General features: G+C 31.4%; 20 protein-coding genes. 2 read left to right on the top strand and 18 right to left on the bottom strand.

Annotated features, from left to right (window positions below):
- Nucleotides 1–2: 2 nt before the first annotated feature.
- The 5 genes from BM289_RS12735 to surE are packed head-to-tail and all read right to left on the bottom strand — an operon-like array spanning nucleotide 3 to nucleotide 4,788.
- The gene (locus tag BM289_RS12735; RefSeq protein ID WP_091494000.1) at nucleotides 3–2,027 is read right to left on the bottom strand and encodes a ComEC/Rec2 family competence protein; all 2,025 of its coding nucleotides are present in this window, start codon (nucleotides 2,025–2,027) and stop codon (nucleotides 3–5) included.
- 52 nt (nucleotides 2,028–2,079) lie between these two features.
- Complete coding sequence (locus BM289_RS12730; protein ID WP_091493998.1) at nucleotides 2,080–2,565, bottom strand: C40 family peptidase; 486 nt, start codon at nucleotides 2,563–2,565, stop codon at nucleotides 2,080–2,082.
- Between the two features lie 10 nt (nucleotides 2,566–2,575).
- On the bottom strand, nucleotides 2,576–3,694 hold the full coding sequence (lpxB, locus tag BM289_RS12725; RefSeq protein ID WP_091493995.1) for a lipid-A-disaccharide synthase: 1,119 nt from the start codon (nucleotides 3,692–3,694) through the stop codon (nucleotides 2,576–2,578).
- A gap of 52 nt (nucleotides 3,695–3,746) precedes the next feature.
- Nucleotides 3,747–4,016: a hypothetical protein gene (locus BM289_RS12720; RefSeq protein WP_091493992.1), complete on the bottom strand. Its 270-nt coding sequence runs from the start codon at nucleotides 4,014–4,016 to the stop codon at nucleotides 3,747–3,749.
- Entirely contained in the window at nucleotides 4,009–4,788 is a 780-nt protein-coding gene (gene surE, locus BM289_RS12715) for a 5'/3'-nucleotidase SurE (protein WP_167365420.1), read from the bottom strand. The genes BM289_RS12720 and surE overlap by 8 nt, the downstream gene beginning before the upstream one ends.
- 214 nt (nucleotides 4,789–5,002) lie before the next feature.
- On the opposite strand from surE, the gene BM289_RS12710 reads away from it, so the two are divergent.
- Entirely contained in the window at nucleotides 5,003–7,189 is a 2,187-nt protein-coding gene (locus tag BM289_RS12710) for a carboxy terminal-processing peptidase (protein WP_091493990.1), read from the top strand.
- A gap of 96 nt (nucleotides 7,190–7,285) precedes the next feature.
- Nucleotides 7,286–8,068 (top strand): DNA/RNA non-specific endonuclease, encoded by a 783-nt coding sequence (locus BM289_RS12705; protein ID WP_091493988.1) that lies wholly within the window; start codon nucleotides 7,286–7,288, stop codon nucleotides 8,066–8,068.
- Here the strand turns inward: BM289_RS12705 and rpe are convergent.
- The 13 genes from rpe to BM289_RS12640 all read right to left on the bottom strand — a co-directional run bounded on the left by rpe (nucleotide 8,045) and on the right by BM289_RS12640 (nucleotide 22,140).
- Entirely contained in the window at nucleotides 8,045–8,707 is a 663-nt protein-coding gene (gene rpe, locus BM289_RS12700; protein ID WP_091493986.1) for a ribulose-phosphate 3-epimerase, read from the bottom strand. The two genes, BM289_RS12705 and rpe, sit on opposite strands and share 24 nt — an antisense overlap.
- 453 nt (nucleotides 8,708–9,160) lie before the next feature.
- The gene (locus BM289_RS12695; RefSeq protein ID WP_007804760.1) at nucleotides 9,161–10,024 is read right to left on the bottom strand and encodes a sigma-70 family RNA polymerase sigma factor; all 864 of its coding nucleotides are present in this window, start codon (nucleotides 10,022–10,024) and stop codon (nucleotides 9,161–9,163) included.
- Nucleotides 10,025–10,108: 84 nt separating this feature from the next.
- Nucleotides 10,109–10,633 carry a hypothetical protein gene (locus tag BM289_RS12690; RefSeq protein WP_091493983.1) on the bottom strand — a complete coding sequence of 175 codons (525 nt, stop codon included), beginning with the start codon at nucleotides 10,631–10,633 and terminating at the stop codon, nucleotides 10,109–10,111.
- A gap of 243 nt (nucleotides 10,634–10,876) precedes the next feature.
- On the bottom strand, nucleotides 10,877–11,590 hold the full coding sequence (locus BM289_RS12685) for a hypothetical protein (protein WP_091493980.1): 714 nt from the start codon (nucleotides 11,588–11,590) through the stop codon (nucleotides 10,877–10,879).
- Nucleotides 11,580–12,128 (bottom strand): RNA polymerase sigma factor, encoded by a 549-nt coding sequence (locus BM289_RS12680; protein WP_091493977.1) that lies wholly within the window; start codon nucleotides 12,126–12,128, stop codon nucleotides 11,580–11,582. The genes BM289_RS12685 and BM289_RS12680 overlap by 11 nt, the downstream gene beginning before the upstream one ends.
- 3 nt (nucleotides 12,129–12,131) lie before the next feature.
- A complete protein-coding gene (locus tag BM289_RS12675) occupies nucleotides 12,132–12,566 on the bottom strand; it encodes a hypothetical protein (protein WP_143102077.1) in 435 nt (144 codons plus the stop codon).
- 128 nt (nucleotides 12,567–12,694) lie between these two features.
- Nucleotides 12,695–14,356, bottom strand: coding sequence for a hypothetical protein (locus tag BM289_RS12670; RefSeq protein ID WP_143102076.1), 1,662 nt, complete (start codon nucleotides 14,354–14,356; stop codon nucleotides 12,695–12,697).
- 80 nt (nucleotides 14,357–14,436) lie between these two features.
- Complete coding sequence (locus BM289_RS12665) at nucleotides 14,437–15,699, bottom strand: DUF4249 domain-containing protein (RefSeq protein ID WP_091493969.1); 1,263 nt, start codon at nucleotides 15,697–15,699, stop codon at nucleotides 14,437–14,439.
- On the bottom strand, nucleotides 15,699–18,467 hold the full coding sequence (locus tag BM289_RS12660; protein WP_091493966.1) for a TonB-dependent receptor: 2,769 nt from the start codon (nucleotides 18,465–18,467) through the stop codon (nucleotides 15,699–15,701). The genes BM289_RS12665 and BM289_RS12660 overlap by 1 nt, the downstream gene beginning before the upstream one ends.
- A gap of 31 nt (nucleotides 18,468–18,498) precedes the next feature.
- A complete protein-coding gene (locus BM289_RS12655) occupies nucleotides 18,499–19,224 on the bottom strand; it encodes a hypothetical protein (protein ID WP_091493964.1) in 726 nt (241 codons plus the stop codon).
- Between the two features lie 187 nt (nucleotides 19,225–19,411).
- Entirely contained in the window at nucleotides 19,412–19,663 is a 252-nt protein-coding gene (locus tag BM289_RS12650; RefSeq protein ID WP_091493962.1) for a hypothetical protein, read from the bottom strand.
- 196 nt (nucleotides 19,664–19,859) lie between these two features.
- Complete coding sequence (locus BM289_RS12645; RefSeq protein ID WP_091493959.1) at nucleotides 19,860–20,606, bottom strand: LytR/AlgR family response regulator transcription factor; 747 nt, start codon at nucleotides 20,604–20,606, stop codon at nucleotides 19,860–19,862.
- Nucleotides 20,599–22,140 carry a tetratricopeptide repeat-containing sensor histidine kinase gene (locus BM289_RS12640; protein WP_244165369.1) on the bottom strand — a complete coding sequence of 514 codons (1,542 nt, stop codon included), beginning with the start codon at nucleotides 22,138–22,140 and terminating at the stop codon, nucleotides 20,599–20,601. The genes BM289_RS12645 and BM289_RS12640 overlap by 8 nt, the downstream gene beginning before the upstream one ends.
- Between the last annotated feature and the right edge of the window lie 69 nt (nucleotides 22,141–22,209).

Genomic DNA, 22,209 nt, shown 5'->3' with positions numbered 1-22,209 from the left:
AATCATAATTTATAATATCCCTTTTCGTTTGTAGAATGAAAAGGGATATTTTTTTTGATGCAGCTGTTTTTCCAAAATTTTTGAATAGAATTGTTGTTTGAGCCATCTGCAATTACGATCTTCGGATGAATATCTAGTAATAATCTGTCCAGATTTATCTTAGGCGTTTGTGTGAGAATGAGTATTTCTGGTTTTGATTTTATAGGGTAGATTCCTGTACTGTCAATTATTAGTATTTTTTGGCCCTTAAAATAGAGTACATTTTCAATGTTTTTAATTTTATTTAGGGAAATTGAATTTCCTACGAGATAAGAATCTACATTTCTATTTTTTTCTGAAAGCTTGTTTTTCGTGTATAAAATGATGGTTTTTCCGGTGCGTTCAGAAATGAGCGTATTATTTTTTTCGTTGTAAACAATTAATTCCTCTTCACTTTCACTTTTGATTTTGGTTAGAATAAATGAAAACTGTACTAAAATTATAGAACAGAATACGAAGACAAGTTTGCTGAAATTCGGCTTTTTAATCCATACAATGGAAAAAATGATAAGGAGGTAAAATGTAAATAGATAATAAGAGTTAAAGCTGATATCTCGAATAACAAAGGATTCGATTGAAGCCACCGCATGTATCATTAAATTCAAAAGATAAATACTCTTTTCAAAAATTAAAGTTATAAATAATGGCGGGCTGGTAAAAATAGCGATGATCATTACAATGATTCCCGCAATCATTATAAAAGATAAAACAGGCAGTATTATTATGTTGGTAACAAAGAACAAGCCTGGAAATTGATGAAAATAATATAAACACAAAGGTAGAGTACCTATTTGAGCAGCAAAAGAAACTGTTAAAGCTTCCCAAATGTAAATGATTAATTTGTTCTTTGGTTTATAGATATTCTTAAATACGGGTTGAAGCCATAAAATAAAAAACAAGGCCAAATAACTTAATTGAAAACCAACATCAAATAAAAAATAAGGTTCGAAAAGCAGTATAAGCAGAATTGAAGCTAATAATGTATGATAAATATTGCCGTTTCTGCGAAGATGATTTCCAATTGCTAAAAAAGAAAACATAACAACAGATCTTAAAACAGAGGGAGAAAGTCCCGAAATAATGGCAAATCCGGCTAGAGCAATAAGGATCGAGATAAGTTTAATAAAAGATCCTCTTTTGGTGTTTGGAATTGGTTTTAAAACAAAAGTGATAAAAAGCATGATGAAACCTACATGCAAACCAGAAACAGATAGAATGTGCGTGGCTCCAGAATATTGGTAATCCTGAATAATGTCCTGTGAAATTTCTTGTTGTTGTCCTAAAATTAAAGCAAGGGAAACATTCATCTCTGATCTACTGAAATTTGATTTCTCGAGATTCGAAATTATTCGAGAATGCAGTTTGGCGCAGTAATACCAAATGTCTTTTTTAATAGTTGGACTGACCGAAATTTGGCTTTTCTGACAATAGATTTGTGCAAAAATCTGTTTGTTGGCTAAATAACGGCTGTAATCAAATTGATTCGGGTTTTTGTTGGATTTATTGTGCTGTAATATGGTTTGGATTTTAATTCGATTTCCAATTATTAGAGCATTTTTACTGCTGTCTTTTTGAATATTGATTATTATTTTTCCTTTGTAATTTTTGTTTGAAATGCTTTCGACATGAGCAATATAACGATCGCTATAATCGTTGCTTTTTAATTTTTCACGAAGCAGTAAAACGATAGTTTCGGGTTTTTCAAAAGCACTTTTACAATTTGAATAGTTGTCTTTTTGCAGGTTTTCGGTATGACTTAAAAGGGTCAAAGCACCGAGAATAAAAGATAAAGCATAAGAAGAAAGCCCAAAAAGTATAGACTTTTTGGAGCTTTTTAAATTCAAGATATAACTCGTACAAAATAATACGAAAAACAAACACAGCCAATATATTGTCAACGAAATGGAGAAATGTATATAGTAAGATGCAATAACTCCCAATATAAAGGCAATAGTAATTTTAACTAACGGAAAATCTAATACTTTCATGGCTTAAAAGTATTAAATATTTGTAAGAAAAATAATAAATTAAAAAAAATGTTTAATTCAGGATCCTGTTGACCTGCTCAAAAGAATTTTTGTAGTATGGTTCTTTAGTAGAGGAAATAATTACTCCTTTTGAGGTAGAAGAATGTACAAATTTGACTTCGTCAGAATTGACTTCTGTGATTAGTCCAACGTGATTAATTTGTCTGCTTTTATTGGTTTTAAAGAAAATTAAATCTCCTTTTCTCGCATCGTTCAATGGAATTACTTTTCCAATTTTTGCCTGCTCGTAAGAAGCTCTTGGCAATGTTATATTTTCGCTTTGAAAAGTGGTGTAAACTAAACCAGAGCAGTCGAAACCACTTTTTGTGGTTCCTCCAGCTTTGTATCGAACACCGATATTATCAGTAGCTTTTTCAATTAAATTGTTAACCAGATTTCTGTTTTCTTTTTTTGTTTCAGTTTTGCTCACGGCATTTGAAGTCGATTTACAAGAAGTAAAAGCAACGGCTAAAAGCAGAAAAAGGATTATTCTTCTCAAAATAGATTATTTAAGCGTTTTTTAAATCGGCAACTATAAGTTTGGCTGTGTTTTTACTCGCGCCAATTCCACCCAGTTTTTGCTCTAAAACGTCATAGTTGTTGAGCAGTTTAGCGCGATATTCGGGTTCTAATAACTTTTGCAGTTCTTCTTTGATTCGTTTTTTATTGCATTCGCTCTGAATCAATTCAGTTACAACTTCCTGATCCATAATTAAATTTACCAGAGAAATGTATTTTAAAGTAATAATACGTTTTGCAATTTGGTAGGAAACTTCGCTTCCTTTATAACATACTACTTCGGGAACTTTAAAAAGTGCTGTTTCTAACGTAGCAGTTCCGGAAGTGACTAGAGCAGCTGTTGAACAACGAAGCAGATCATACGTTTTATTTGAAACAAATGCGATGTTTTTATTTTTTAGGAATTGTTGATAGAATTCGTATTCCTGACTTGGCGCACCCGCAATTACAAATTCGTAATCCTGAAAATCATCAACAACACTTAACATTACGCTCAGCATTTTAGTGATTTCTTGTTTTCGGCTTCCTGGTAAAACGGCAATAATTGGTTTTTCGCCTAAATTATTTTCTTTTCTAAATAAGGCTTCGTCAAACACGGGTTGATTTTGAATAGCATCAATCAAAGGATGTCCAACAAAATCTACTGGATAGTGATGTTTGTCTTCATAGAAACTTTTTTCAAAAGGAAGAATAACATACATCTTGTCAACATCCTGTTTGATGGCTTTGATACGATTTTCTTTCCAAGCCCAGATTTGTGGAGAAATATAATAATGTGTTTTATAACCTAATTCTTTAGCCCATTTTGCAATTCTCATATTAAAACCAGGATAATCAATGAAAATAATGACATCAGGTTTAAACTCTGTAATGTCTTTTTTACAAATTTTAATATTATTCAAAATGGTTTTCAAGTTGAAAACAACTTCAATAAAGCCCATAAAAGCCAGATCACGGTAATGTTTTACCAAAGTTCCACCTGCTTTTTGCATTAAATCGCCTCCCCAGAATCGAATTTCTGCCTGAGGATCTTCGGCATATAATGCTTTCATTAAGTTAGAACCGTGTAAATCTCCAGAGGCTTCACCTGCAATTATGTAATATTTCATGTTGTTTTTTTTTGAAAATAGTGCTAAAGTTTTAACCCAGCAAAGATAAGATTTATAAAACTAATGTAGAAATGGCCAATACAATCACCGCTAAAATTACGCCTCGAGCCATTATTTCTTTATTTCTTTTTAAAAGAATACCAAAAACAGCAAGGTCTAAGAGCGTGCCTATTGTGATGATTTTCCCAAGATAACCTTGTTCTCTCATAACATAAAGGCCAGATGAGATGTCAAAATTTGTAAAAAAAGCAATAAACAAATAACTGCCCAAAAGCGCAGTAAAAATTCCGATTACAAAGCCAATTAGTAATTCTTTAGCCATTTAGTTTCCATGTATTAAGTTGTTGAATAGAGTGATGTGCAGTAAGGTCAAATTGTACTGGAACTACAGAAACATAGCCATTTGCCAGAGCCCATTCATCGGTATCTTCGCCTTGATCTTCGTTGACAAATTTTCCGGCAAGCCAGTAATAATCTTTTCCAAAAGGGGTTTGTCTTTTATCGAATTTTTGTGCGTAATAGGCTTTCGCTTGACGACAAACTTTGATGCCTTTAATTTCAGATTCCTTTAGTTTTGGGAAGTTTACGTTTAAAACAACTCCTGGGGGTAATTTGTTTTCTAGAGTTTCTAAAGTTATTCTTTTGACAAAGGATTTTATAGGTTCAAAATCGGCATTCCAGTCAAAGTCTAAAAGAGAAAAACCAATGGACTGAATGCCTTCTATTCCAGCCTCGACAGCGGCACTCATGGTTCCGGAATAAATGACATTAATAGAAGAATTAGATCCATGATTAATGCCAGAAACACATAAATCTGGTTTGCGTTTCAAGATTTCGTTTACTGCCAGTTTTACACAGTCTACAGGAGTTCCAGAACAGCTGTATTCTGCAATTGCGTCATCATCTTTAGAGATTTTATCAATAAATAAAGTATTATTCACGGTTATCGCATGTCCCATAGCGCTTTGAGGTTTGTCTGGAGCAACAACGATTACTTCCCCAATGGTTTCCATGACGCTTATGAGAGCTCGTATTCCGGGCGCTAAAATACCATCATCGTTGGTTACCAATATTAAAGGTTTTTGGATTTTCATTTTGTGGATTTTATGTGTAATTTTAACAATTGTAAGAATTTAAAATCAAATTTAGTGGCGTATTTGCTCAGATAAGTCACAAATATTGCAAAATTTGTCAACTAAGGTAAAGAACTTTTTTGCGAATTGAACATTTTTATATCTTTAACAAAAAATTATCGTGACGTTAGCTCTCGTGGCATAGTTTTTAACGTAACTTAGATTAAAAAATTTGATGAATGCTATTATAAAGTTTATGAAAAGAAATTATAAGATACTCATAGCCGTATTGTGCTTATCGCTTACATTATTTGCATTTAAAATGAATGCCGATAGAACAATCGACCCAGATCCGAACAGAGATAAAACACTTTTAGAATTATTAGCATTTGTTATTGAAAAAGGACATTACAGCCCAGCAGAAATAAATGATGAATTCTCAAAGGGAATTTTTAAAGATTATATTGAAGCGTTAGATCCTTCTAAAAGATTTTTTCTTCAGTCTGATATTGATGAGTTCAAGCAGTATGAATTAATGCTTGACGACCAGTTTTTGAATAAAGACATTACTTTTTTCAACCTGACTTATACAAGGTTGATGAAACGTATGGAAGAAAGTAAAAAACGTTATAAAACAATTTTAGCCCAGCCTTTTAATTATAATGTTGATGAAACTTTTAATGCAGATTATGAGACTCTTCCTTATGCAAAAAATCTAACAGAGCTTAACGAAAGATGGAGAAAGCAGATTAAATTATCTACACTTTCTTCTCTGGTAACAAAACAAAAAATTGAAGAGGAAAAGAAGAAAAAAGATGCTGCTTATAAAGAAAAATCTTTTGAAACTTTAGAAAAAGAAACACGTGAAAGCTCTTTAAAATCTTTGGATGATAATTTTAGTGTGATTAAAGATTTGAATAGAGAGTACTGGTTTTCAGTTTATTTGAATTCTATCATGGCGCGTTTTGACCCACATACAAGCTATTTTGCACCTGAAGAAAAAGACCGTTTTGATGTAAATATCAGTGGTAAATTGGAAGGTATTGGAGCTCGTCTGACTAAGAAAAATGATTTTACTCAAATTGATGAGTTGATTTCTGGTGGTCCTGCATGGAAAGGAAAACAATTAGAAGCAGGTGATTTAATCTTGAAAGTGGCTCAAGGAAATGAAGAACCAGTAGATGTTGTGGGAATGCGTCTAGACGATGTTGTTAAGAAAATAAAAGGACATAAAGGTACTGAGGTTAAACTTACAGTTAAAAAAGTTGACGGAAGTATCAAAGTAATTTCGATTATCAGAGATGTGGTTGAGATTGAAGAAACATACGCAAAATCTAGTATTGTTGAGAAAAATGGTTTAAAATATGGAGTAATTTATCTTCCTAAGTTTTATATCGATTTTGAAAACAAAGATGGACGTGATGCTGGAAAAGATATCGCTCTTGAAGTAGAAAGGTTGAAAAAAGAAAACATCAACGGAATTGTTTTAGATGTTCGTGATGATGGTGGAGGATCTCTTTCTACAGTAGTCGATATTGCTGGTTTATTTATCGAAGAGGGGCCAATTGTTCAGGTTAAATCTGCGGGAAAAAAGAAAGAAGTTTTATACGATAAAGATAAAAAAATCGAGTGGGACGGTCCATTAGTTATCATGGTAAACAGTTTTTCTGCTTCTGCATCTGAAATTTTGGCTGCTGCAATTCAGGATTACAAGCGTGGTGTAATTATCGGTAGTAAACAAACTTATGGTAAAGGAACTGTACAAAACGTATTAGATTTGAATCAGTTTGTTCGTAACGCCAATTATGGAGATCTTGGAGCTTTGAAAATCACAGGACAAAAATTCTATAGAATCAATGGTGGTTCTACTCAGTTAGAAGGTGTTCATAGTGATGTTGTGATGCCAGATCGTTATGCTTATTTGAAAATGGGAGAGCGAGATATCGACAATGCGATGCCTTGGGACAAAATCGACCCGGCAGATTATAGCACTTGGACTTCTAACGAAAATTTTGCTAGAGCAATTAATAATAGTAAAAATAGAATTGCTCAAAATGCTCAATTCAAATTAATCGATGATAATGCAAAATGGATTGATGTTAAGAACAAAGAGAACACTTACAGCTTGAACATTCAGAGTTTTAAAGCAACTCAAGAACAGGTTGAAAATGAAGGTAAAAAATACAAACCAATCTCGGATTATAAAAATGATTTAGTTTTCAAATCACTTCCTTATGAAGAGATTGAAACAAAAGCTGATGCTTCATTAAAAGAAAAAAGAGATGCATGGCACCAAGCATTATCTAAAGATGTTTATGTAGAAGAGGCTTTAAATATTTTGGATGATTTACAGCCAAAAGGTTTGGTTAAAAATAATAACGTTTCTCCTAAAATGAAAAAGGATAAACTTGTGAAGTCTTAAGTTCTAAAAAGAATTTAATTTGTGTAAAAACGCTCTATAAATTTTGAATTTATGGAGCGTTTTTTTTTGTAAGTTTAGCGTCTAAAAATATTTTTTATGAAGGTCTTTTTGAGTTTAATTTCTGTGTGTATTATATTGTTTTCTTGTAAAAAAGAAGTGATTGGGAAAGAAAATATAAGTAATTCTGAAGCAATTTCTTTTAAAGCAAATTCATCTTCTACTGACTCTTTGTACACAGCTGTATATCTTCCGACTTCAACTACAAAACAAATTGTAAAACATCAATATTATACGCTTTCTTATAACGAGAAATTTGAACAGGCTGAATGGGTTGCTTATGAATTGAAAGCAACATATTTAAAAAATAATGATTTTAAAAGACCTTATTTTATTGAAGATCCAAAAGTAACAACGGGTTCTGCCGATTGGAGGAATTATAAAAATTCGGGTTATGATAAAGGACATCTTTGTCCAGCTGGAGATATGGAATTCAGCAAGAATGCTTATAATGATACTTTTTATACTTCGAATATTTCACCACAGAAAAAGGAATTTAATTCAGGAATTTGGAATAGGCTAGAGCAGAAGACTCGCTACTGGGCTGAAAAATACAATGATATTTATGTTGTTACCGGCGGAATTCCGAAAGATTCAGACAAAAAAATAGGAACAGAAAAAGTGGCTGTTCCTAAATATTTTTATAAAATTATTTTAGCTAAATCTGGAAACGAACACAAAGCCATTGCTTTTTTAATTCCAAACGAAAAAAGCGACAAATCGATATATGATTTTGTAGTTCCGATTGAAACTTTGGAAAAAATGACAGGAATTGATTTCTTTCCAAATCTGAAAAACTTAAAAAGTAGTAAGGCTTTTTAAATCTGCAATAGTCTCAATTTGATTTTCGGCTTTAAAAACAAAACTTCCTGCCACTAATACATCAGCACCAGCTTCAACTAATTGTTTTGCGTTTTTACTGGTAACACCACCGTCAATTTCAATAAGTGTTGAAGCATTTTTGCTTGAGATTAATGCTTTTAGTTTTTTGACTTTGTCATAAGTGTTTTCGATAAATGACTGACCTCCAAATCCTGGATTAACGCTCATAATGCAAACAACATCAATATCATTAATAACGTCTTCTAATAAATCAACATTGGTATGTGGATTCATTGCTACTCCAGCTTTCATTCCTTCCGCTTTGATTGCCTGAAGTGTTCTGTGTAAGTGTGTGCAGGCTTCATAATGTACAGTCAGTCCATTTGCTCCTAAATCAGCAAAAGTTTTGATGTAACGATCAGGATCAATAATCATTAAATGAACATCGATATATTTTTTTGCATGTTTGGAAATTGCTTCTAAAACCGGCATTCCGAAAGAGATATTAGGAACAAAAACTCCGTCCATAATATCAATATGAAACCAATCGGCTTGACTTATATTAATCATTTCGACATCACGCTGTAAATTAGCAAAATCAGCAGCAAGAACAGAAGGAGCAATAAGTGTATTTTTCATTGTAGTGTTGTGTGTTGTTTTTTTTACAAAGATAATTCTTTTATAAGTTGCAGTGAAATTTAACCGCAAAGCACGCTAAGATTTGCACAAAGTTCGCAAAGTTTTTATGTTGAAGAGGGTAGTTTAATTGCAGAGTTCGTCAAGATTTACGCAAAGTTCGCAAAGTTTTTCATTCAAAATTATTCAAGAATAGGAAGTTCGCAAAGCTTTGTGTTCTTTTATCCTTTTAAAATAAAACAAAAACTTTGTGAACTTTGCGTTATCCTTTGTGTCTTTGCGGTAAAAAAAAAACAGAAAAATAAAAAACTCCGGTAATCAGCCGGAGTTTCAATCATCAATCAAAAAACGAACAGTCAATCAAACTGTTGTTTGCGGTAAAATTCCAATTTTAAAATAACCAAATTCCAAGCCAATTGTAATCTGGGATTTAAAAACATTGAAATTTATATTGTTTTATCCTAAATATGTTTTAAGGATTTTACTTCTAGAAGTGTGTTTCAATCTACGGATTGCTTTTTCTTTAATCTGACGAACACGCTCACGAGTTAGGTCGAAAGTTTCTCCAATTTCTTCAAGAGTCATTGGGTGCTGATCGCCAAGACCAAAATACAAACGTACAACATCAGCCTCTCTTGGCGTTAATGTTTCTAAAGAACGTTCGATTTCAGTACGAAGAGATTCGTGAATTAATTCTCTATCTGGATTTGGAGATTCACCAGAACGCAATACGTCGTAAAGGTTAGAATCTTCACCTTCAACAAGAGGTGCATCCATTGATAGGTGACGTCCAGAGTTTTTCATAGACTCTTTTACGTCGTTTACAGTCATATCAAGCTCTTTTGCAATTTCCTCAGCAGAAGGCGGACGCTCGTTAGATTGCTCTAATAAAGCGTACATTTTGTTGATTTTATTGATAGAACCAATTTTATTTAATGGTAAACGTACAATACGAGATTGTTCAGCTAAAGCTTGAAGAATCGATTGACGAATCCACCATACAGCGTAAGAAATGAATTTGAAACCACGAGTTTCATCAAAACGTTGAGCCGCTTTAATTAAACCTAAGTTTCCTTCATTAATTAAATCCGGAAGAGTTAATCCTTGATTTTGATATTGTTTAGCCACAGATACTACGAAACGTAGGTTGGCTTTTGTTAGTTTTTCTAAAGCTCTTTGATCACCAGCCTTTATTCTTTGTGCTAATTCTACCTCTTCATCAGCAGTAATTAGGTCAACTTTTCCAATTTCTTGTAGATATTTATCTAACGATGCAGTTTCACGATTAGTTACCTGCTTGGTGATTTTAAGTTGTCTCATGTTGTTGTCTCCCTATTTTTTTAAAGTGTACAAATGGTTATACGTAAAGAGTATCAAAAAAGTTACAACTATTTAAAAATATTTTTAAAATTTATAAGAGAAGCCAGATTGAAGCGATAAACTGTAAGGTTTAGCATCATTATCATCTTTAAATGTATTCATGTAATATTTGAATAACGGATTTATTTCAATCTGTATTTTTTTGGTCAATTCATAACTAAAGCCCAGCCCAACATTTGAGGCAATATTGACTTTTGAAATATTTCTAGAAGTACCAATGCTTCGCAATGCAATTTCGTCTGATCTCATTTCCAAACTATTAGTTTGTAACAGCATTGTACTTAAACCTCCAAAAGCTTCAATATTGAATCGGCTTTTGTCTTTTTTGATCGCATAATTAAATTCGATTGGAAGCTCATAATATGAAAGTGTCTGCGTCAATTCTGTGTTATTTGAATTAGCGAAAGTGCTTTGGATTATTGCCGGCGAAAGATTTGATTTTAATTCAATATTACTGTATGATGGTATCAGTTCGTTTGAATCCAATAGAGTAGATGTTTTTAAGTTTAGATGTGAAAAACCAACTCTAAATCCCGTTTTTCTGTACATGATTTTAATGTAAACCCCATAAAAGGCACTTACAGGTTTGCTTGTTGGCTGTTTCGATAAACTAGGATCAATTAGAGATTGATTGTTGAGTGAACTAAAAATAGCTGGCCCGTAATAAACATGTACCCTGCGTTCTGGAGGATTGTTAACTACTATTTTTTCAGGAACGGTTTCCTGAATTTTAGGTGTTCTTCTTTTTTTTACTGGAATACTGTCAACAGAAGCGATACTGTCTTTCTTTTCTTATGTTTTTGCCGGAATAGTAGTCTCAATAACTTTAGGTTCTATTGTTTCTGGTGTTGTGGCAGCAACGGTTTTTTTAGGTAAGTCTGTCTCTGTTTTCTTTTTTGGAGTCTGTGACAGACTCTCTTTTTCTTTTACTGATTTTGGTTTCGATTTTGGCTTTGCCGATGTAGTTTTGCCGTAAGATGTTTTTTTGACAGCTAATGGTTTGCTTGTTTTATTTGTTTTGGCTGGATTTGTTTTAGGAGTTTCTTTTATGTGAACTTTTTCCTTTCTAATAGTAATTTTATATTTTTTGGTAACCTCATATTCTTCGTATTCATTTGTAGACGAAACCAATTTGCTCGATTGTTTAATCAGTTTAACATCTTTACTTTTTCTAATTAATATGGTGTCGTTACTATTAGATTTTTTTATTTCAGTCTTTTTTGGCTGTTCGGCGTTTTGTTTTTTGGTTTTATCTTTATCTTGAAGTAAATGTGTGGGTGCTTTTGATGTTTCATTTATTTCATTTTGATCTTTGTTGTTTACAGTAGCTACTGTAGACAAAAGCCCAATTAATAATATGCTTGGAATAAACCAAATTAAAAACCTTCTGCGTCTTTTTTTATTTAAATCCTTTTCAATTTTAGACCATACAAAGTCTCTTGGAGCTTCGTCCAAGTGCGTTAATTTGTCTTTAATTGCTTTTCCTATTTCGTTTTTATTTTCCATTTTTCGTCTGATTGTAAAATGTACTTTTAGATTTTATTTTTTCTTTCAAAAGGTGCTTTGCCCTATGAAGATTAGATTTTGAAGTACTTTCGCTTATTCCTAAAAGTGAAGCAATTTCCTGATGCGAATAATCATCTAATTCATATAAATTAAAAACGAGTCGATATTGATTGGGTAAATCCTGAATAAATGAAAGAATAACATCCAGTGGAAGATCAATTTCTTTATCGGTTACGGTTTGCTCCTGTTGATGATCTTCAATAATTGGAGTTAAAAAATATGACTTTTTGTATCTGTTAATGGCTTTGTTAATCGTGATCCGCTTCATCCATCCTTCAAAACTTCCTTTTCCTTTATAATTTTTGATGTTTGTAAAGATTTCAATAAAGGCATCATGCAGATTATCCTCGGCTTCATTGCGATTTTGACAATATTTTAGGGACTGTGCAAACAAAACATTCTTATACACTTGGTATAATTGTTCTTGTGCCTGCCTATTCTGTTTAATGCAGCCTTTTATTAATTGATCTAGATTCAAATTTTATTTTTCAAGTTTTGTGATTTCTATTTTGTTGCTGCACAATAATCCAATATTGTTATAAGCTCGAATGGCACCATTCGTAAAATTTTTACCGATATAAAATATAGCCTGATTTGTTCCTTGGCCTTTTTTGAGAGTTATGTCACCGCTAACTACTTCCCAATGGATGTCAGATGGATTTTGATTTCCTCTGTAAGAATAAGTATAAGTACTATTGGGTATAACATAAAGGCTTCCATTTACTACGCAGCAAGTTCCAGAAGTTACATTTTGACAACCTTCTGTGTACCAATATTGATCTGGAGTATCATGTTCTGAAATTATATCCGTTTCTTCATTATTGCTATTATCATTTTTAATTTCTTTATTCTCAGATTCATTACAGCAAGAAAGTGTAAAAAACATCATAATAAATATTAGAATTACCTTTTTCATAATCAAATAATTGTCAGTTATAATTGATAGTATAAAAAAAATAAAAAGGTTGCGTCAGAAAATAAAAAAAAACTCTTCGTTCAGTTTTTTTTGAAGGAAGAGTTTTTTTATAAAATGCGTTCTTAATATTAATTGATTTGTGAGTCTTTCACTTCAATAATTTCTTTTGCATAAATGGGTTTTCCAGAAGAAGAAAATCCTTCTACAATAACTTCAAATTGACCGTTTACGTCAGAGGTTGTGAATGAAATGTTTTCTTCGGTACCTTTTAATTTTAAATCAGGAAGCCATAATAACTGATGTCTGTAATCAGGGATTCTAGCATTTTTTATTTTGTCGCTGTAATCAGGCTGATAGTAATTCTTTTTTGCTAAAGGTCTTAAAATTTCAGGTTTAATGATAAAGCTTCCATTTAGTTTGCTTACATAATCAAAGTTTTTGGTTGTAAATGAAATTAAACCATTAAAAAGTTTTGTTCCATAAAAATAACCTCCATTAATAATGTTGATTTTATAAACATTATTCATTTTATACTCAAAAAGTTCATTGATGTCTTGTATTATTAAGCCATCTACAAGTACTAATGCAGGAGTTGACAATTCGTAATTTACATCATAGTCATGAAGAAACAGTTCGTACTTGCCTTTTGTCTGTGTAAAATACATTTCTTTTACAATTTCGATAGCGATTTCCTTTAGGGTCGGGAATCGGTTAAAATCATCTAAAACATATTCTTTGGATAACGGATCATAAAACTTTTTCTGGTCTTTTGCTAATGCAATACTGTCTTTGGTTATGTTATAGTAGGCATTTTCAATTTGGCTGGCAATGGCTCTCTCCTTTAGGTTTTTTTCAAAATCGACACTTAATTCTAAAGGATTGAATTTTAAAGACTCAAAATTCAATGCTTTCTGCTTGTCTATTTCAATACTATAATTGTCTTTGTCACTATCAATAAGCTGTACAATTATATTCGAATTTGGACAAGATCTGTCTAAAATAAAGGTAAATTGCCCATTCTGATCGGTTTTTGAAACTTTAAATTCAAAATTCTTTTCAGGAATTGACAATGCAATATTTTTATTAGCAAGACTATTTCCGGCTGTTTTTGCAGTTATTTTTCCTGAAATGATTTCACCTCGCAATTCAGGGATTGCTAAATTTTCTGGTGAAATAGTACCACTGTTTTGATTCGGATTTGCGACTGTATATTCTGTATAATTAAGTTTGTTTTTAGCAACTAAAGCATCAATTTTTCTAACCGAAACTGTATAACTTCCTTTAGAAAAATCTTCAGAATCTGTTTTGATTTTTAAATCAATAAGCTCTCTATTGGTGTATGTTTTTTTTCCTAATGACAATGCCAACCCAGAAGCTGTAACATTAGACAAAGCTGTTATATCTTGACTAACAGAAGACTTTTCGGGCTTTGGATTTTTATTGGTCTGATATGGATTAACAATATAAATGTCAATATTAAAATAATTTGAATCTGATTTATTCAGCATCCAATTGGTGTAGCCGACAAGTTTGTAATTCCCAGTTTCTAATGTTGTTGGAATAAAGAAATCGCCATTTGCGGTACCTTTTTCTAAAAACAATTTATGTTTGAAAACACTTTTTTTACTGCTGTCAACCAGCTCAACATAAGCAATTTTGCTATAGATTGAAGCAGCATTGTTTTGTTTGTTAAGACAGAATAAATTATAACGAAGTGTTTCTCCAGTCAAATAAGAATTTGTGTTTGGAGTAACAAAAATAGATTCATTAATTTTTGTGTCAATAGCCATTAACTCAACTTCTGAGCTTTTGCTTTGAGCCGTACTATTTTGTTGAAGAAATAGTGCAGTTATTACGATTAAAGAGAGTCTTAGTCTATCCAAAATAATGGTTTTATGTTTGATGAAAATGATGTGCAGTCTCCGCATTCTGTATCATACATTTCTATAGTAACTGTTCCGTTATTTGGTATGATGCCAAGAAAATTGTATCCGTTATAATATACACCAGTACCTTGTGCGATATCAGCATAAACTGTGGTTCCAAAACATGGAGGTATATTATTGTCTGCAAAACAATACAAGAGTTGATGTTCTTTTATTTGCGTTGGTGTTATAAGTGCCATTGGACAGTCGTAAGGATAGCTTGGCAGTTTTTCGTTTGGAAATACATCCGAAAAATTTAAGAAAATCCTTTTTTCGCTATAAGCCGAAACGTCAAAAAAGCCAATTACTTTTTCGGATGTATCTGTATCCGATTTAATATTTCCGGCTAAAAATCCAGGTTGAGTTTGAGATAAAAGACTCTCTGAACCGGATATTTTGCTTAGGGTTTGATAAAAAGTATAAGCACTAAGATTTTGAACAAACTGTTTTACAAGAATACTGTATCTATTGGCAATAACATAATCTGTACTTGGAATGAAACGCACTGGAAAATCAACACGATCTTCAGATAAATTATTTGTATTAGTTAATATAATAGCATCTGATTTTTTAGTTGAGTAACAAATTCTCGCTTCTTTTGTTCTGCGCTGAATAAAAAGATCACCTGGAGCTGGACCGCTGTTTTTAGGAATTGCTATAGCTTCATAAGGAGACCATTTTGGGGCTATCACTTTATAGGTTTCGTCATATTCATAACGATAATATTTAGAGCTGTTTGCAGGATCATAACTTTTGGCTCTAATTTCAACTCCTAAAACACCTTCTTTGGTTGTTACGTTTGTATAAATATCATCCAGATTGGTTTCTGTTGTGAGTTTTTCTATGGTGGAACTATACGATTTTCCGTCTTTGGTTTTTACATGGAGTTGATATGTTCTTCCAGGCAAAGCTTTAAATTCTGCTGCAGAAAAGTAGCTTCCATTTTCTTCATCAAAGCCATAGACGGTTCCTAAATCATCTGTTATGCTTACAGTTGCGCCAGTTTCAAAAACTGGCCCCTCATCTTCAAATTTATAAGTTCGGGATAATTTTATTTCTTGTTTTTTTAATTCGTTTGTAATTGTTGCCTCGATTACAATAGCATTTTCAAAACCATTTGTTGTATAGTTATATGGAGTTGTGCAGCTGGAAACAGCTATAAACAATACAATTAAAACTAATTTATATGTGGTAATTTTTTTTAGCATTAGAATTTAAAGTTATAGGTGATTGTTGGTACAGGTACACTAAATATTGATGTTTGGTAAGCTTGAACTTTTCCTTCTTTGGTAACAAAGAACACAGAATACGGGTTATTTCTTCCTAAAACATTGTATACTGAAATATTCCAGAAACTATGTGCCAGTTTTTTAATTTTATGATTTCCTTCGATATTAATACCAATATCTAATCTATAATAATCTGGAATTCTAAATTTATTTCTATCGCTGTAAAGAGTATATTCAGCACCTCCATAATTGTATTGTCCAATTGGATACGTTATTGGACGTCCTGTCTGGTAAATAAAATTGGCAGAAAAACTATAACGATGTGTAAATTTATAATTTAATACTGTACTAAAGTCATGAGGCTTGTCAAAGTTTGTAGGGAAATAATTGCCATTATTTACTTTTTCTTCACTAAATTGACTGTCTAACTTTATGAATGCCCTAGAATACGTATATCCAATCCATCCATTTAATCTTCCTTCCATCTTTTTAATCAAGAATTCTACCCCGTAAGATTTTCCTTCACCTTGTAGCAATTCTGTTTCTAAATTTTCATTTAAAAGTAAGTTTGCACCCACTTTATAATCTAGGATATTATTAGATTTTTTATAATATCCTTCAACGCTTAATTCTAGGTTTTTATAGTCCGTTTTCTTAAACAATCCTAAAGAAAACTGCTGTCCGCTTTGAGGTTTTACATTTAAGTCAGATAATTTCCATGTATCAGTTGGCGATTGAGTAGTATTGTTTGATAATAAATGGATATACTGAAAAGTTTTGTCGTAACCTGCTTTTATAGAAAAAGTTTCGTCGAACAAATAGCGAACACCAATTCTAGGTTCAAAACCAGTGTACGTTTTAATTGCTTCGTTGTTTCCATACGTTTTTTCTTCGACAACAGTTGAAGAATTTTTAGGAAGCCCCTCTTCATAAATTTTTTGTGTTGACGGACCTAATGCAGAATAAGCAGAAAAACGTGCGCCATAATCTAACAGCAATTTATCTGTAATTTTAAAATTGTCCGAAATAAATAAAGCCGATTCTAATCCTTTTTCTTTTTGGATATGAGTTTCCATAAGTAAAGAATTTGGATCTTTAGGTTTTAAATCTCCAGGATTTACATTGTATAATTTGCTCGAAATTCCATAAACAAACTTATGCTTATCATTAAAGTTATAATTGAATTTTAATAAAGCTTGCGTTTCGGTGATTTTGTATCCGAAATCAAATGCATTTGAATTATTAGAATCGTAGTCAATATTGAATTTATATTCGCTGTTGGTAACGTTAAGTTCTCCATTGTGTTTTTCGGTGAAAGAATGTTTCCATTTTAAGGAAACCATTCTGTTGCTGTATTTATACAATGAATCGGATGTAATACTATAAGCGTCTTTGCTGTAATACGCAGTTCCTTCTATAGAATTTTTAGCATTTATCTTATGTGTATATCTAGCAAATAAATCATAAAAAGAAGCTTGGCTTTTCTTTAGTTTTTCGTCATCCAACGTTTTTAAGATCCAATCAGAATAAGTGGCTCTTCCTCCAACCAATAAACTTGATTTTCCTTTAACAACTGGTGTAGAAAAAGTCAAATTACTGGTAACGGGACCAATACCTCCTTCGCCTGTAAATTTATCGACATTTCCATTTTTGGATGTTATGTCAAAAACAGAAGATAATCTTCCTCCAAATTCAGGCGGAATTCCTCCTTTGTAAATATCTACTTTGTTTACCGTATAAGGATTTATGGCAGAGAAAAAACCAAAAAAGTGACTTGGATTATAAATAGTCCCATTGTCAAGAAGGATTAAGTTTTGGTCTTCTTTTCCACCTCGAACGTTAAATCCTGCAGAACCTTCTCCGGCTGTTTTTACTCCTGGAATAGTAAGCGCAACTTTTAAAATATCTCTTTCTCCTAAAATTACTGGGATATTTTTTATTCCTTCGGCTTCGATGGTCGTAACTCCAGTGATGGCAGTCCTGATGTTTTGAGATGCCTTACTGTTTACTACAACTTCATCAAGCTGATTTAATTTTTCAGTAAGGAATAAATCTAACTTTCCGTCACTATAAACCATAACCTTTCTTGTGATGTTTTGATAGATTATCGATTCAATATCAATAATATTCACTTCTGTAGGAACTTTTAGGAAATAATAACCTTCAGCATTTGTTACGGTACTGATAGAAGTATTTCTAACTTTTACATTGATGTCTGCCAGCGGTGCACCGGTTTTTATATCTTTCAAATAACCAGATAATGTATAGATACCAGTATTGGCTACATTAGATTCTTTACCAACTAATACAATATTATTATTGTCTTTAGAACCTGATTTTTTGACAGAATCAAACTGCCCAAAAAACACAGGATTTGCAGATTTTGCAGGCTTGTTTGCAAGGTCTTGATTGGTAGTTTCGTAATCAGGGAAACTGTCGTAAATAATACTGTTTTTGGTAAGTACTATTTTGTTTTTGTCAATAAAGAAATTCAAGTCTGTATTGTCAAGTATTTTGGATACTATTTCAGAAATTGTTTTATTAACGTAGTTTCCAGATATCAATACATTGTTTTCAAACCAGGCATCCTGATAGTAAATTTTGTATTTAGAAATGGTTTCAATTTTTTGTAAAGCAGCAGTTCTGCTGCTATTATTGAATTCAATGCTGATTTCTGAATTTTTGTCTTGAGAAAATGCTAACTGACTAAAAATCAATAAAATTAAAGTGCTAATTAATGACCTCATTATTTTGGCTGTTATCGGGGGAGAGTATTTTTTAAATGCTATTGATGTATCTCATTAAATTTTCCATGAACTTGCTTTCATTTTCACTTTTCAGATTTCTATTCATGAGATAAAAGTCATTAATCTTGCTTTTTTCATTAGGAAATATTTTAATAAGTTCACTTTTGGAATTTATTAAATTGTATTTTCCATTGATAAAAAGCACAAATTGATTTTTGTAATAATAATCGATAAAAGTTTCTGTGCCTTTTATTATTTCCTTTTTGTCTTTGTAATGTTTTATATAAAAGATAAAGTTTTTACCCAGTAGGTTTTCTTCATAATAACCGCTTCGGAAGTTTAACGGAAACTGCTTGTCTAGATTTAAATTGACAAATTTTCTATCATGTAGTTTAAAATACTGAACATTTTCTTTTATAAGATTGATTTCGAAGAGTCCTTCGCCTTCTGATTTTAAGATCAGTTCGTCTTTGTAAATATCATATTTAAGGTTGACATCAAAATATTCTTGATTTTCATAACCAAGATTGGCATGAGAGAATTTGTCAGAGATGTAGTATCTATCGACATTGCCAACAAGTTTGTCAAAATTGGTATGAAACTTACCATTATTGATTGGTAAGTTTTCTTTTTTTACTGTATTGTCGAACCAATTAAAAGCTAAAGTTTTATTGTTTGATTGACTGTAAATGTTATAAATGTTAAAGAATATTGCAAAGAAAAGTATTTCTACTGACTTTTTTCTAAGATTTTTCAAAGGATTATTGGGTATTTAGTATGTTTTGGTATGGGCAAAAATATTAAAAATATGTTATGAATTTTACTAATAAATGTTAAAATGAAATAAAACTTCTATTTTTGTTAAAAATGTAAAAATCCTAATTCATAATTTGAATTAGGATTTTTTTTATATGGTTTTTGGACAAGAATAATGTTGGTAACATTCAATCATAAAATTCATCTGTACGATCTAAAATTTCATCAAATATTTTCTTTAAAGATCTAAGATATATAGGGAAAAAGATAGCTAGTAAAATGTATTCCATTCTAAAAACGGTAACATTATCTAGTATTTTGTATAAACTTGGAATTATAATAGCTAATGAAACTGCAACGCCAATCCAAGGATTACTGATTATTTTTTTTAGAAGGGGTAGGACTTTCATTTCTGGTTGTTTTATTATTGCTGTTTTCATTGATAGTGTTTTGATTTTGATAAGTCAAAAATAATTTTGATTTAAGTTTTTTATCTTGAAAATGTCATGAAACCCATTTTTTATGTCATGAAATATGAGAACCGATTAGTATTCTAAAATTTTTCTTTCAAATAAAAAAATCCCCTTTGTTTAAAGGGGATTCAGTTCGAAGAGAAATATTTTTGAAATCTTGAAATTAAGATAAGATGTTCATGTTTTTTATGAAGTCTTTGTAAGTATCGCTTAGATTTATTCGATAATTTCCTTTCAAGATAATAAGATTATCAGCGGGAAAAATCTCTTCGATTTTGGCTGAATTTACAATAGTATTGCGATGCGTTTTTATGAATTTACTTTTGTCAAGCAGTTCACTAATTTTTGTCAGCGAAATCAAGATTACAAACTTTTCTTTCTCCGTAATAATATTACAGTAACGTTCTTCGACTTCGATATAGAGAATATCTTCTAAGGCTACTTTTTTTAGTGAGTTCTTCTTTTTTATAAATAACGAATCATTGCTGATGACCGTATTTTGTTCTTCACTTAGAAATACATTCGTTTGTTCATAAAACTTTTCTACAGCCATTTCTATGGCATATAAAATTTCCAGTTCATTAAAAGGTTTCATTAAAAAACTGAATGGTTTGGTCAATTTTGCTCTTTCAAAAATCTGGCGATCGTTAGAACTAGTTAAAAAAACAAATGGTTTTGATGCGTTAGGAATAATATTTATAGATTCGGCAAACGTTATTCCGTCTGGTTTTCCGTCAAGAAAAACATCAATAATTATGATGTCAACAGTAGCTTCATAAAATAACTTTAAGGCGTCTGTAAAATTACGTGCAACTCCTGCAATATTATAGTTGTTATCAAGCAATACCTTTATAAGTGCATCACTTTGATCTGGAGTATCTTCTATGATTAAAACATTGATATTATCCATTTTGTTTCATTTTAGGGAAAGTTACGATTATTTTAGTTCCCTTGTTGAGTTCGCTTTCTATTTTAAATGTGCCGTTGTTTTTTTTGATCATCTGTCTGCATAACTGTAAACCCAAACCAGTTCCTATAATTTCTGAATCACTTTTTTTGGCTAGTAATCCGCCTTCCTGAAGCAGTTCGTTAATAGTGTTTTGGCTCATTCCAATTCCGGTGTCTTCCATAATAATTTCGCAAAAATCAGAATCGATTTCATTTGTAGAAAAGGTAATTGTTCCATTTTGTTTTGAAAACTTTATGGCATTGTCTAATAAATTTCTAAATACAATTTTGAATGAATCAAGATCGACAAACAAAAAAATATTTTTAGAAACCGAATTCTCAAACGTTATGGATTTATCTAATAAAAATGGTTTATAATTGAATTCGATTTGCTGTATTATGGAATATAAATGAATCGATTCTTTATGAAAATAGAGTTGTTTGGTTTGCAGTAAAGCCCAATGCAATAAATTATCCAGTAAACTATAAGCGCCATTTGCAATAATGCTGTTTTGAGCAATCAACTGATTTAATTGATCATAATTTTTGCTTTCTAATGTTGCAGATAATTTGGAGTTGCTCGTTTTTAAAGCATTAACCGAAGAACGTAAATCGTGACTTACAATCGAGAATAATTGATCTTTTGTAGCGTTCAGTTCGTCTAATTTGTTTTTTTGGTGTAATATGATTTTGCTATTTTTTACTTTTTGCGCGTATAAATAAACACCGCCGGTTAGAAGCAGTAAAAGTCCAATTGCAGAGAAAAATAAAAAGTTACGCTGGGTATTTTTAAGTTGATTTTCGACCTGTAAAACTTTAATTTCCTTTTGTTTTTGTGTTATGGCAAATTTCTTTTCGTAGTCTGCCACTGCCCAGATTTTGTTTTGATTGTTTAAAGAATCAGTCCACTTATTTGCTTCTTTCCTGTATTCTAGTGCTTTTTTGTAATTTTTTGCATTTTCTTCAACCGTAGACATATTTGTGGCGGCCAAAACTTTTTTTCCTAAATCATTTAAGTTTTTTGATAATAAGTATGCTTTTTGAAAATAAGGTATAGCCTGTTGATCTTTATATTGCACATAATATAAGTTGGCCAAAGCATTATAAGCATCTAAAAGTTCCTTTTCGTTTTTTTCTTTTTCTTTTATTGCTTCATTTTTGATTAAATAATCTTCAGCTTTCTCATATTTTTCTAAAAAGAAATAGGTTATTCCTAATCCTTCATAAATTAGTGATAAGCTATGAATTTCGTTAGAAGTTTCAGGCATAGAAATGGCTGATTCATAATAATTTTTAGCGTTTTCAAATTCCCTTAATTCTAAGGATATGGCAGCTAACCTAATCGTACGTTGAGGATTTAAGGCAAATTTATTAGAAATTTGCAATAATTCTTTTCGGGCTTCCTTATAGAGTTTTTTTTGCTGAAAGGAGGATCCTCTGAAAAAATGACTATAATCATTTAATTCTTTATTTTTTGAAACACTTAATTGTTTCATGGAATAAATAAGTGTAGAATCCCAATCTTTTTTTAAGTAAAAATATTGGGATTTTACGAAGTTTAAATC

The sequence above is a fragment of the Flavobacterium phragmitis genome, from assembly GCF_900112575.1.
GTDB classification, from domain to species: Bacteria; Bacteroidota; Bacteroidia; order Flavobacteriales; family Flavobacteriaceae; genus Flavobacterium; species Flavobacterium phragmitis.
The sequence above is the reverse complement of the archived record's forward strand: the minus strand, read 5'-3'. Positions and strand labels throughout refer to the sequence as shown.